The sequence below is a fragment of the Nevskia soli DSM 19509 genome (assembly GCF_000711955.1).
Lineage (GTDB): Bacteria > Pseudomonadota > Gammaproteobacteria > Nevskiales > Nevskiaceae > Nevskia > Nevskia soli.
This window is the reverse complement of sequence record NZ_KL543998.1, coordinates 260,614-273,287: the sequence shown is the minus strand read 5'-3', so window position 1 is coordinate 273,287 and position 12,674 is coordinate 260,614. Positions and strand designations below refer to the sequence as shown.

The window sequence follows — 12,674 nt, the reverse complement described above, 5'->3', positions numbered from 1 at the left end:
AGGCTTGCATCAGGCCCGCCATCGGCGGGCCGCAGAATATACAAGAAGGGGATCGATGTTCGCTGTCCGGCTGTGCCGCCTGCCGTGGTGGTGCCGCGCCCGGGGCGACAGGGACGTCCGCAGCGCGGGCTGGTGGCGCCGCAACGCCGTACTGCCGTGCCTGTTGCTGCCCTTGCTGCTGGGGGCCGGAGCCTCCTGCGCGGCGCCCCTGGGCGACCCGCCGATTACCCGCTTCGCGCCGAACATCGACGTCTATCCGCAGACCTTCGACATTGCCCAGGACGGCGCCGGGGTGGTCTACGTCGCCGCCACCAATGGCGTGCTGAGCTTCGACGGGGTGCGCTGGCAGCTGATCCGCCTGCCCAATGGCGACATGGTGCGCTCGCTGGCTGATGACGGGCATGGGCGCATCTATGTCGGCGGCTATGGGTTATTCGGTTACCTGGAGCGTGATGCCCTGGGCGCGGCGCAGTTCCATGACCTCACCGCGCTGTACCGGGAGCAGTTGCACGGCGAGACCTTCGACGACGTCTGGAACATCCTGGTGTCGCCGCAGGGAGTGTTTTTCATGGCGCTGTCGCAGCTGTTCCAGTATGTGCCGGAGACGCAGGCGGTGCGGCTATGGCGCTATCCGCAGCACTACGGGACCATCGTCGAATCCCATGGCGAGGTGCTGGTGCAGTTCCGCGAGCAGGGCCTGAAGCGGCTCAAGGACGGCGACTGGGAACCGGTGCCGGGCAGCGAGCCGCTGAAGGACCTGGTGTACCAGTTCCTGCATCTGCCCGATGGCGGCCTGCTGACCCTGGCCCGCGATGGGCGCTGGCGTGAATTCCGCGATGGGCGGGTGAGCGACTACGCCATGCCGGCCGGCTTTCCGGCGTCCTCGTTCCTGATGATGGGGCGCGAGCTGGCGGATGGCAGCATCGCCTTGGCGGGGCAGGACGGGCAGCTGCATCTGTACGATCCGGTTCGCCGCAGCGTGCGCAGTGTGCGGGTCGACGACAGCGCGCTCAACGGTATCGTGCAGGCCGCGGATGGCGGGCTGCTGACGCTCAGCAATCTCGCCGTGTTCCATGTCGCCTGGCCCACGCCGTGGAGTGTGATCCGCCCGCAGACCGGACTCAACGGCGGGGTGCATCGCATCGCCCGCTGGGGCGAGCGCTGGCTGGCGCTGACCGATGCGGGGGTTTACCAGGCGCAAGGCGGTGGTGCGGCGTTCCACCGTCTCGGCTGGACCGATTTCGAAGGCTGGGATCTGCTGCCGCTGGATCAGCACAGCGCCTTGCTGGCCGAGACCTACAACATCAAGCTGGTGCAGGGCGATCGCGCCGTCAACCTGTTCGAGACCCGGGTCGCGCCATTCCTGCTGCGCCGCTCCCGTTTCGATGCGGATGTGGTGTACGTCGGCACCGAAACGGGCTTTGCCGTGCTGCGGCGGGAAGCGGGGCAGTGGCGCCTCAAGCTCAATGCGGCGGATCTGGAGACCACGCGCGTCGGCAGCCTGGTCGAACTGGGGCCGCATGAGTTGCTGGTCGGTTCGGATCGCGGCGGCGTGCATCGCCTCCGATTGGCCGACGATGACTCGCGGATCGTCGGGTTGCAGGGCTTCGGCGCGGCCGAGGGCATCGGCTACGGCCGCCTGTCGGCCGCCACGGTGACGGACTGGGCCGATGGCGCGCGCCTGGCTGCCACCGCGGCCGGCATCTATCGCTGGAGCGGCGGCCGCTTCGAGCGCACCGATCTGGATGGACTTGAAGGCCTGCGCCGGAAAGACGAGGAATTGACCCTGGCGCTGGCGCCGGACGGCGATCAATGGGCCTACAGCTACAACCATATCTATCATCGCCCCGCAGGGGGCGCGTGGCGGCGGGAAGAGCTGGGCAACATCCTGCATGGCGCGCTGGAGTCGCACAGCTTCGAAGGTGATGGCACCGCCTTGTTCGCCGCCAACGGCGAGGTGTTGCGCCACGACGCGGCGGCGCCCGCGGGTGGTCATGCCGATCCGGTGGTGCAGTTGCGCTCGGTCGAGCACCTGGACGAAGGCGATCAGCCGCAGGCCTTGCCGCTGCGGCCGGAAGCGCCGCCGCGCTACGCGCAGCTGCAACTGGCCATGCGTTTCCATATCGCCCTGCCGGACTATCGCAGCGTCGGCGAGGTGCGTTACCAGGTGTGCCTGGAAGGCTTCGACCGGCACTTCGGCGACTGGTCCGAATCGCGCACCTATACCTATCGCCGCCTGCCGCCGGGCGAATACCGCTTCGAGGCGCGCGCGCGGGACAGCTACGGCAACATCAGCGAGATCGTGCCGTATCGCTTCACCGTGGCGGAGCCCTGGTTCAATACTTCCACGGGACGATGGCTGGAACTGCTGCTGATCGGTTTCGTCGCGGTCTTCGCCGGGCTGCTGGCGGCGCGGCTGCGCACGCGGCGGCTGGCGCTGGAGAAGTTCCGGCTGGAGGAAGTGGTGCGGACGCGCACGCTGGAGCTGGAATCGGTCAATCGGCGCCTGGACAGGATGGCGCACCTGGACGGACTCACCGAGATCCCGAACCGGCGTCGCCTCAACGATTATCTCAGCGAGGTGTGGGCGCGTTGCGCCGAGCAGGGTCGGCCGGTGTCGGTGCTGGTGATCGACGCCGACCGCTTCAAGGAATACAACGACCAGCACGGCCATCTGGCCGGCGACGAGGTGCTGAAGCGGCTGACCCAGGTGCTTACTTCCTGCCTGCGGCGCGACGAGGACCTGGTGGCGCGCTTCGGCGGCGACGAATTCGTCGCGGTGTTGCCGGGCGCCGAGATGCACATCGCCCGGGAGGTGGCGGAGATCATGCGCAGCAAGGTGGAGGAGAGCGGGGTGGGCGTCACCATCTCGGTCGGCTATTCCTCGCGCGTGCCGCAGTCCCACGAGACGGTGTGGGCGCTGGTGCATGAGGTGGATGGGGCGCTGTATGACGCCAAGCGCAGCGGGCGCAACCGGGTGGCGGGATTCGGTGAGGGACCTAGTCCGGATATGTGAAGGCCTGTTGCCTGCTGTCCACTAGCATGCGGCATACGCTGTCAACCGGAGGAGAATCCACCATGGCTGTTACACCGGCAGAAGTGCGCGTTGTCCTGCAGAAATACGTCGAGGCCTGGGCGCGGGGCGACAAGGCCTTGTTGCTGTCGATCTTCGCCGAGGATGCCGCCTGGTGCGATCCGGTGGGCACGCCCCCTTTCGTCGGCCATGAAGGCGTCGGGGCGTTCTGGGATTTCGCCCATCAGGACAGTGCGCGTCAGCTGACTCCCAAGATCAATCGCATCGTCGCCTGCGGCAACGAGGGTATCCTCGATTTCACCATGCAGGTGCGCGTGCCCCACCTGAACCAGGGGCTGGACCTGCATATCGTGGACCGCTTCGTGCTCAACGATGCGGGCAAGATCCAGGCGGCGAATGCCTACTGGGACGAGACCTGTGCGACCGCGCCGGCGGGTATGGATTTCTTCGCGCCGAACATCGAAGAGGCGTACAAGAAGTAAGCGGGCTCAGCTCAGGGTGCCGGCCAGGGCGCCGATGCCGGCGGTCACGGCCATGGCCAGGGCGCTCCAGAAGGTGACGCGGGCCACGGCGGCGCGTAGCCAGCCGACGTTTTCGATGCGGTGGATTTCCAAGTCGTTGGCGGACGATCCTGCAGCTGAATCCGCAGTCATACCCTGATACTCCCCCCGAGCCGATGCCGGCGATTGTAGCCGGGCGCCGCCGTGGATTTTTTTGCCTACGGGAGGCCACGTGCCGGGGCGTGGCTTGCTTCTTGCGCATTCGCCTGCATGGACATCGCGGGGAAGGGAATTCCCGGGCAAGCGGGGGACGCAAGCATGAGTTTCGAGAAGTTCGTTCACAGGAATCTGCTGGTGGCGGATTGCGTGCAGCGGATCGCGGCGAGCGGCAAGGCCGGTCATCTGTTCGAACATTCCGCCCGGTTCAATCCCCGGGTGCGCGAGTTGCTGGCGGCGCAGGAGCGCTTGCTCAATGCGGCCGAGCGCCTGCTCGAGCATTGCGATTCCACCGAGGCTCAGAGCGCCTGACAGGCTGGGCCGGCGGCCCTGGAGGCGGCGGCAGCCCGGCTTGATGTAGGCTGTCCGCCATGAGCCCGATTCTTGCGGTGTCGCTGCCATGAGCCTGCGCGGTCACGTGCGGCTGCGCCTGCTGCTGGACGACGATATCGCCTTCGGCCCCGGCAAGGCCGACCTGCTGGAAGCGATCCGGCAGGCCGGCTCCATCTCGGCCGCGGCCAAGGTGCTGGACATGTCCTACCGGCGTGCCTGGATGCTGGTGGAGACGATGAACAGCTGCTTCGAGTCGCCGCTGGTCAAGTCGGCCAAGGGCGGCAGCGGCGGTGGGGGCGCCGAGGTCACTCCCGAGGGGCTGGCCTTGCTGCGGGAATTCCGGGGGATGGAGCGGGAGGTGGCGCAGGTGGTGAATGCGCACCTGCCGGCCTTCGCGCGGCAGGCGCGCAAGCCGCGGCGGCGGGCAGCCAAGTCCTAAGGGGGCTGTGGTGGGCGGTGATTTTTGGGATGCGATATATTCAGACAAACATAACGCTTGACTGAACCCTCGGACAACTCCATGAAAAAAATCCTGCTGGTGCTTGCCGGCCTGTTCTGCATGGGAGCGGCGCAGGCCGCCGAGCCCACCACCCTGACCATTGCCGCCGCGGCCGACCTGACCTTGTGCCTTGACGATCTCAACGCGGCGTTCAAGAAGATCCATCCGGACGCGGACCTCAAGTCCACCACAGGTTCCTCCGGCAATTTCCTGGCGCAGATCAAGAATGGCGCACCGTTCGATGTATTCCTCTCCGCCGACATGTCCTACCCGAAGGAGCTGGTCAAGGGCGGCCTGGGCGACGGGGCTTCGCTGACTCTCTACGCCACCGGACATATCGTGTTGTGGAGCACCAGCCCGGCGGTGGACGTAAGCAAGGGCCTGGCCGTGCTGAAGAGCGACAGCGTGAAGAAATTCGCCATCGCCAATCCCGAGGTAGCGCCCTATGGCCGCGCGGCCAAGGCGGCCCTGCAGAGCGCGGGCGTATGGGACCAGGTGCAGTCCAAGCTGGTCAGCGGCGAGAACATCGCGCAGACCGCGCAGTTCGTGCAGAGCGGCAATGTCGACGCCGGCATCGTTGCACTGTCCTTCGTGCTGTCGCCGAAGGTCGCGGGCACGGGCAAGTATTACCGCATCGCCGAGGACCAATACCCGGTGCTGGAGCAGGGCGCGGTGATCACGTCCAAGGGCGCGGCCAATCCCCTGGCCAAGGCCTACATCGAGTTCCTGCGTTCGCCGGAGGCGCGCGCGGTGTTCGACAAATACGGCTTCCTGCTGCCGGCGAAGTCCTGAGGAAGTTGGTTGCAGCCCCACGATGGTGCGCACCATCGTGGGGCGAATCGGCGCCTGGCGCGGTCCGGAGCGTGCTCTGTTCCGCGCCTGGGGTAGAATCGAAGTCCGCCCCACCGAGCAGAGGACCACGATATGAAATTGATCGTCGCCGTTATCAAACCGTTCAAGCTCGATGATGTGCGCGAGGCACTGTCCGAACTGGGCGTGTCCGGCATCACCGTCACCGAGGTGAAGGGCTTCGGCCGCCAGAAGGGCCACACCGAGCTGTATCGGGGCGCGGAGTACGTGGTCGACTTCCTGCCCAAGATCAAGCTGGAGATCGCCATCGAGGACGAGCGCTCCGAAGCCGCCGTCGACGTGATCAGCAAGGCAGCTCACACCGGCAAGATCGGCGACGGCAAGATCTTCGTCTACACGCTGGACCAGGCCATCCGCATCCGCACCGGGCAAACCGGCAAGGACGCGCTGTAGGCTGAATGAGGAATAAAAAAAGCCCCGAACGGAAAACCGTCCGGGGCTCAGGACCTCAGGGTCGTTGGCTACTTGGTGGTGGCTGAGGCCTCGTTGGAATACGGGCTCAGGCCGGCCGAATCATAGGCCTTGACCTCGAAGTAGTATTTCTTGTTCTGCGTCAGTCCGGTGACCTCGGCGCCGGGGCTGGTGACATAGCCCAGGGCCGTGCTGCTTTCGCCGTGTGAGCTGGTGCCCATGTAGACGTAGTAGCGGGTGGCGCTGGCGGAAGCGTTCCAGTTCAGATTGACCGCGCCCTGGCCCAGGTACTTGGTGCCGGTGGCGGTCAGGCCGGTCGGCGCCGCGGGAGCGCCGGTGCCGCCGCCACTGCTGGAGCTCGAACTGCCGCCGCTGGAGCTGGACGAGCTGGAGCTGCTCGACCCGCCGCTCGAGCTGGAGGAACTCGAACTGGAGCTGGAGCCGCCGCTCGAACTGGAACTGCTCGAGCTGCTGCCGCCAACCGTGGCGATGACGTCCGCGTACAGGTTGGCGCCGTTGTAGGAGCCCCAGCCTGTTGCGGTGTCGTAGCCGACCACTGCGCTGAAGTGGTTGTTGGTGCCGCTGGTGACGTCGTGGAAGTCCCTTGCGTAGGACGTGGCGTTCTCGGCCAGTTGATAGATGGTCGGGTTGGCGAAGCCGGGGCTCTTGCCCAGCCCCTTGGCGACCAGGCTCCAGAAGGCCGCGTACTGCGGCGCCGCATCGCTGGTGCCGCCGACGATGCACCAGCCGCCGCAGCCGTCCGTATCATAGATGTAGAAGCCGGTTGCGGGATCCGAGTCGAGCGCGACGTCGGGCACGTTGCGCTTGGTGGTGGAGAACTGGCCCGACGGCGCATTGGACACCACGCCGGTCTGGTAGGACGGAATGGCCCACAAGGTGCTGATGCCGCCGCCGCCGCCCTCGGTGGAGCTGGTATCCCAGGGTGTTTCGGAGGTGTAGGCCTGGGTCGAGGTCGTGACCAGGTTGGTGCCGCCCACGCCGACGACGTTCGGCTGCGAGGCCGGATCATCCACCGCCAGGGTCTTGGTGCCGCAGTCGTAAGCGCCGGAATCACCCGCCGCGGCGAACAGCGTCATGCCCTCGGCGACCATCTTGCTGAAGATGGTCGCTTCGGAATTGGCGGCGCTGGAGCCTTCGCTGGATTCGCACAGTCCCCAGGAAGTACTGACTGCGCTGACCAGGTTGTCGTTGGCGATTTGCGAATAGGTATCGAGCACGCCGCTGCTGGAGTTCGGGCCGGTGTAGACGTACATCGAGGAAGGATTGGACGTCGCCATCACCAGTTCGATGTCCAGCATCACCTCCGTCGAGCCGCTGGTGTCGGTGGTGCCGTTGTCGACCTTCTTCTGCGTGATGGTGGGGTTGGTCAGACCAAACTTGCTGGCGTAGGTCGCCGCGTCGGTGTATTTGGCGCTGGACAGTTCGAAGATCGCCACCGCCTGCGCGCCATTCTGGATGCTATTCAGGTTATAGGCCGTCTTGATGTCGGCCGGACCATAGGAGCCGGAGGATTGGGTTCCGGCGTGCGGCTGTGCGGCCGCGGAGACTTCGGTGTCGGTAGCCTGGCGTTTCTTGACCAGGTGTGAATGCAGGGGGCGATGATCCAGGCCCGCGGCGTCGGCGCCCAGCCCAAAAAATGCGAATGGCAATGCGGGTACACGGTCGGGAGCGAGGAACTGTTTTCCGTCCGCCTGCTGCAGCAACTGCATGCGCGAGCCCAGGACGCTGCGGATGGCTGCCGTGGATGCCTCCACATCCAGCAGGGTGCGGCTGGAGTTCTCTCCCACGATGGTGAAGCCGAATTCGGCCGCCAGTGTCTTGAGCTTGTCGTAGTCCGCCTGGGCAGGCGCAAAGCGCGCGTCGAAATCGGCGGAGCTCAGGAACTTATGGAATTGCGCGTCCCCCGGTGTATAGATGTGCTCGATCAGCTGATCCAGTTCGGCCTTGTTGCGCAACGGCAGGGTGAGGGCGAACTGGACTTTTTCCTGTTCGTCCGCGGCCCGAACGACGCTGTCCCCGACCAGCGGCAATGCCTGAGCCGATCCGATAAATGCCGCACCGAGAAACATCCCCGCCGCAGCCAGCTTGAGTTGGCCCTGCAACGTCAGCCGCCACGCTTCCTTGCGATGCTTCAACTGTTGTTTCATGAGAGACCTCATCAGAGTTAAGGGTTTGTCGACAGCCTTGCCGACCCCCGCCTCTGCCCCATCTGCCTCGGCGACAGAAAAAACAGCAACGGCCTCCCGCTCGCGGGCTGCCCGTCTCTTCAGTCCTTGAAGATTCCCCCAGTTACGGCTCGAAAGATTCCCCCCAATGCAGCTTGGACAGCGGTGAATGTCCAGCTCCCTAGGCCATCTGATTCGAGGCTAGTCTTTTTTTCTTAATAATGTGGTAAGGAAGTCGTAAGGAATCCGGAAGGCGGATTTACATAAAAATATTTATAAATCAAATATATAGTTTAAAAATTCATTTCCCACAATATGGCGCTTCCGGAAATGCGAGCCGACGAACGTAACGAAGCGTTGCGCGGGCGGGTCACTGCATTAAGAAAAATCCGCTAGTCATTTCGGACTACGCCGCGGCACGGTTCGCGGCGTAGGGTAGCCGCAACACAGCTGCACATAATCAGGCCCGCCGAGGCCCACGAAGAGGGGAGTGCTCATGGCTCGAGGGAGTCGTGCGGTTCCAAGCGGACCGCGTCGCTGCATGTTGCTGCTTGCCGTTCTTGCCATCGGCGTTCAGGGCGTGGCGCGCGCGGGATCGTTCGAGATCGGCGACATCCACGCCGACTACAAGCTGACGGTCAATTACGGTGTGGCGATGCGCATGAAGGAGCCGTCGAGCGCGCTGACCAACGGGCCGATCGACGATTTCCAGCTCAACCTCGGCGGCATCTTCAACGGCACCGGCTTCACCCATACCGGCCTGCCGACCACCGTCAACCAGGATGACGGCGACCGCAACTTCAAGCAGTTCAGCCTGATCAACAACCGCATCAGCGGCCTGCTGGAAACGCAGTTCAGCTACGAGAACTATGGTGTGGTGCTGAGCGGCGACGGCTTCTACGACCAGGTCTATCACCACCCCAACGACAACAACTCGCCCGACACCATCAACAAGGATGGGCCGACCACCGAGTTCGCGCCGGGTGCGCGCTACTACGATGGCCAGCGTGTGCGCCTGCTCGATGCCTACGCCTACGGCACCTGGCCGATCACCGACGGCATGACGCTGGACGTGCGCGCCGGCCAGCAGCTCGTCGCCTGGGGCGAGAGCCTGTTCTTCTCCGGCATGGCCATCTCGCAGTCCGCCGCCGACGCCACCAAGGCGTTCACGCCGGGCGTGGAGGTGAAGGAAATCCTGCTGCCGGGGAACCAGATCTCGGCCAGCCTCGCCATCGGCGACAAGTGGACGCTGATGTCCTACTACAAGCTGGCCTTCAAGAAGACCGAGATCTTCCCGGTGGGCGACTACTTCTCGTCGACCGACAGCGTCGGTCCGGGCGCTTCGTTTTCCTACGGCGCGGTCAATCCGCTGTTCCTGTCGAGCTGTCCGGGACTGCTCGGCAATCTGAGCTTCCTGTGCCAGCTCGGCGGCGGCCTCGGCGGCACGCTGATCGGCGCGGTGCCGAACATCCTCATTCCCAAGGGCGACGACCACAAGCCCAGCGACTTCGGCCAGTACGGCGTGGGCATCAAGGCGCAGATCACGCCGGGCACCACCCTCGGCTTCCATTACCTGCGCTACACCGATCCGAACCCTTCCGTCGACTTCACTACCGGTTACCCGGTGATCGCCACGCGGCCGGTGCTGACCACGCAGATCCTCAACGAGCCTACCGCCACCTCGTACTACCAGACCTGGTACAGCGGCATTCACATGTACAGCGGCACGTTCTCCACCGTGGTCGGGCCGTTCAACGTCGCCGGCGAACTGAACTACCGCTCCGGCATGGCGATTCCGGTGCAGTCGTTGCAGCTCGGCACCATCGATCCGGAATTCACCCATGGTGATTTGGGCCAAGCCCTGCTGTCGGCGATCTACGCCACCAATCCGCATCTGTGGTTCGACAATCTCTCGGCGGTGGGCGAGGTGGGTTATGTGCATGCCTATCATGTCGATCCGGTGCAGACTCGGCCCGGCATCATCGCCGTGGGCAACGGCGACTCGTTGTTCTACGACCGCAACTCCTGGGCCTTCCAGACCTTGTTCATCCCGGGCAAGAGCAACGTGATCAATCGCTGGGACCTGAGCATGCCGGTCAGCGTGGGCATGCTGGTCAAGGGCAATCCGTCCATGCCGGGGGCTTTCGGCGCCTTCGGCGGGGCCGGCGACCTGCGCGTCAGCACCGGCATCTCCATGCAATACCTGCAGAACCTGCAGCTTGCCTTCAGCTACAGTTTTTTCTTCGGCAATGCCGACCAGAACGTGGGGCAGAGCTTCATCAAGCAGAATCCCTACGTCGATCGCGACTACATGACGTTCAGCGCCAAGTATTCGTTCTGAACCCGGAGGGTGATGCCGATGCGCTTGCATCGGTATCGCCGGCTTTTGTTCTACGGCTTTGTGCTGCTGTCGAATACCCGCTCGCCGCCGATCCAGGTTTCCCGCACGTGGATGCCGTCGTCCACCACCACCAGGTCGGCGCGGCAGCCGGCGGCGATGCGGCCGTGGGTGGCTGCCAAGCCGAGGAAGGTGGCGGGGTAGGTGGAGGCCATGCGCGCGGCCTCGGCCAGCGGCAGATCCAGCATGGACACCGTGTTGCGTACGGCCGAGGCCATGTCGAGGCAGGAGCCGGCGAGCACACCGCCCGGCGTCAGGCAGATGCCGTCGCGGCAGGTGACGAGTTCCCCGCCGAGGCGGAAGGTCGGATCGTCGCTGCCGACCGGCGGCATCGCATCCGTCACCAGCATCATCTGGCCGAGGGCCTTGGCGCGGATCGCCACGCGCAGGGTGGCGGGGTGGACGTGGTGGCCGTCGACGATCAGGCCGCACCAGCTGGCGGCGTCGTCCAGTGCCGCGCCGACCACGCCGGGTTCGCGGCTTTGAAGCGGCGTCATGGCGTTGAACAGGTGGGTGAAGCCGCGCACGCCGGCGGCCAGGGCCGCGCGCATCTGCTCATGATTCGCAGTGGTGTGGCCGGCGGCGACGATCACACCGCGCGCATTCAGCTCGGCGATCACCTGGACCGTGGTGCGTTCGGGTGCCAGGGTCAGCAGGGTCTTGCCGTGCTGGAGCGAACCGGCGACGTCCACGCCTTGTGCGTCGATGGCGCGGATCTTCGCCGGGTCATGCACGCCGCGGCGTTCCGGTGACAGGAAGGGGCCTTCCAGGTGGATGCCGAGGATGCCCGGCACGCCCGCGATGATCGCGGCATCCACCGCGGCGACGGCGCGGCGCATGGTGTCGAGATCGTCGCTGATCAGGGTCGGCAGCAGGCCGGTGGTGCCGTAGCGGGCGTGCGCCGCGGCGATGCGCCGCACGCTGCCGGGTTCCGGCGCGTCGTTGAACAGCACGCCGCCGCCGCCGTTGACCTGGGTGTCGATGAAGCCGGGCAGCAACAGCTGCCCGGCCAGGTCGTGTTGCCGCGCGCTTGCGACGCGCGCATCGTCGGCGGCCACCACGTCGACGATGATGCCGTCCTCCACCAGCACGGCCCGGCCTGCCTCGATGTGTTCGTCGCCGAGAATGCGACCGTTGACGAAGGCGCGCAGCATCAGACGGTGCTCGTGACTTTGTTGAGGTGGGGCGGTGCGTCCGGGTTGCGCCCGCGGCGCACCGCGAGGGCGTTCACCGCCTTGTAGAAGCTGAGCATCTCCACCAGCGGCGTGCAGGCCGGATGGCGCACCGCGCAGGCCGGCAGGGCACCGGGCATGGCCAGGTCGGCGCCGGCCACCCAGACGCGCGCGCCGCGCGCGCGGAATTCGGCGGCGGCTTCCAGCGTGCCTTGCAGGGTGTCGTCCTGCTGCGTCAGGAACAGCAGCGGAAAGTCGGGACCGACCAGGGTCATGGGGCCGTGCTTCACCTCGGCGGCGCTGAAGCCCTCGGCATGCAGGCCGCAGGTCTCCTTGAACTTGAGCGCGGCTTCCTGCGCGGCGGCGAGGCCGAAGCCGCGGCCGACCACGAACATGTTGCGGGTATCGACTAGGCCGTCCACCAGCGGCGACCAGTCCAGGGTCCAGGCGGCGCGCATCTGTTCCGGCACCGCGGCCAGGGCTTCGGTCAGCGCGGCGTCGTCCTTCCAGCGCGACGCCAGGTGCAGGATGGCGGAGAGCGAGCAGAGGTAGCTCTTGGTCGCCGCCACGCTCTGCTCGCTGCCGGCCTGGAGGGGAATGACCATGTGCGCCACTTCGGCCAGCGGCGATTCCTTGACGTTGACCAGGGCGACGACACGTGCGCCGGCGCGGCGCGCGGCCTTGGCATGGTTGACGATGTCGGGGCTCTTGCCGGACTGCGAAATGGCCAGGTAGAGCACGCCGTCGAGCTTCTGCCGCGAGCCGTAGATCGAGCTGACCGAGGGCGAGGCCGAGGCGGTGACCAGGCCGAGCTGGGTTTCGAATACGTACTTGGCGAAGGTGGCGGCGTGGTCCGAACTGCCGCGGGCGCAGGTGACGACGAAGCGCGGCGGGTATTTGTGCAGCATCCCCACCAGCCTGCCCATGGCCTCGTCGTTGCGCGCCAGCTGGTGCGCTACCGCGTCGATGGCCTCGCGGGTTTCCCGGTGCATCATGGTGGCATCGGGCGCGGGCAGGGGCGGCGTTTGCAGGGCTGATGCTGGATTCATTGGGGG

The 12,674-nt window shown here is 65.7% G+C and carries 11 protein-coding genes; 7 read left to right on the top strand and 4 right to left on the bottom strand.

The genetic code is table 11. The annotated features are described in order from the left end of the window. The first annotated feature begins 55 nt into the window (after positions 1-55). Both BP26_RS28035 and BP26_RS0123710 read left to right on the top strand, forming a co-directional pair. Positions 56-3,016: a ligand-binding sensor domain-containing diguanylate cyclase gene (locus BP26_RS28035; RefSeq protein ID WP_051749353.1), complete on the top strand. Its 2,961-nt coding sequence runs from the start codon at positions 56-58 to the stop codon at positions 3,014-3,016. A gap of 62 nt (positions 3,017-3,078) precedes the next feature. After that, positions 3,079-3,516, top strand: a complete 438-nt coding sequence (locus BP26_RS0123710; RefSeq protein ID WP_029923026.1) for a nuclear transport factor 2 family protein — start codon at positions 3,079-3,081, stop codon at positions 3,514-3,516. 6 nt (positions 3,517-3,522) lie between these two features. Here BP26_RS0123710 and BP26_RS30450 read toward each other — a convergent pair whose 3' ends face one another. Then, positions 3,523-3,687 carry a hypothetical protein gene (locus BP26_RS30450; RefSeq protein ID WP_211255034.1) on the bottom strand — a complete coding sequence of 55 codons (165 nt, stop codon included), beginning with the start codon at positions 3,685-3,687 and terminating at the stop codon, positions 3,523-3,525. A 165-nt stretch (positions 3,688-3,852) separates the two neighbouring features. Here BP26_RS30450 and BP26_RS0123700 point away from each other — a divergent pair, with 165 nt between their 5' ends. The 4 genes from BP26_RS0123700 to BP26_RS0123685 all read left to right on the top strand — a co-directional run bounded on the left by BP26_RS0123700 (position 3,853) and on the right by BP26_RS0123685 (position 5,845). Further along, complete coding sequence (locus BP26_RS0123700) at positions 3,853-4,062, top strand: hypothetical protein (RefSeq protein WP_029923025.1); 210 nt, start codon at positions 3,853-3,855, stop codon at positions 4,060-4,062. Positions 4,063-4,150: 88 nt separating this feature from the next. Next, positions 4,151-4,522 carry a winged helix-turn-helix domain-containing protein gene (locus BP26_RS0123695; RefSeq protein WP_029923024.1) on the top strand — a complete coding sequence of 124 codons (372 nt, stop codon included), beginning with the start codon at positions 4,151-4,153 and terminating at the stop codon, positions 4,520-4,522. Between the two features lie 81 nt (positions 4,523-4,603). Continuing rightward, complete coding sequence (modA, locus tag BP26_RS0123690; protein ID WP_029923023.1) at positions 4,604-5,374, top strand: molybdate ABC transporter substrate-binding protein; 771 nt, start codon at positions 4,604-4,606, stop codon at positions 5,372-5,374. Positions 5,375-5,506: 132 nt separating this feature from the next. Beyond that, complete coding sequence (locus BP26_RS0123685) at positions 5,507-5,845, top strand: P-II family nitrogen regulator (RefSeq protein ID WP_029923022.1); 339 nt, start codon at positions 5,507-5,509, stop codon at positions 5,843-5,845. 68 nt (positions 5,846-5,913) lie between these two features. On the opposite strand, the gene BP26_RS28030 is transcribed toward BP26_RS0123685, so the two are convergent. Continuing rightward, complete coding sequence (locus BP26_RS28030) at positions 5,914-8,031, bottom strand: protease pro-enzyme activation domain-containing protein (protein WP_169740771.1); 2,118 nt, start codon at positions 8,029-8,031, stop codon at positions 5,914-5,916. A gap of 559 nt (positions 8,032-8,590) precedes the next feature. On the opposite strand from BP26_RS28030, the gene BP26_RS0123675 reads away from it, so the two are divergent. After that, on the top strand, positions 8,591-10,390 hold the full coding sequence (locus BP26_RS0123675) for a DUF1302 domain-containing protein (RefSeq protein ID WP_051749349.1): 1,800 nt from the start codon (positions 8,591-8,593) through the stop codon (positions 10,388-10,390). 50 nt (positions 10,391-10,440) lie between these two features. Here the strand turns inward: BP26_RS0123675 and nagA are convergent, their stop codons facing one another. Continuing rightward, on the bottom strand, positions 10,441-11,601 hold the full coding sequence (gene nagA, locus BP26_RS0123670; protein ID WP_029923019.1) for an N-acetylglucosamine-6-phosphate deacetylase: 1,161 nt from the start codon (positions 11,599-11,601) through the stop codon (positions 10,441-10,443). Next, positions 11,601-12,668 (bottom strand): SIS domain-containing protein, encoded by a 1,068-nt coding sequence (locus tag BP26_RS0123665; protein ID WP_051749347.1) that lies wholly within the window; start codon positions 12,666-12,668, stop codon positions 11,601-11,603. The genes nagA and BP26_RS0123665 overlap by 1 nt, the downstream gene beginning before the upstream one ends. Positions 12,669-12,674 lie beyond the last annotated feature (6 nt).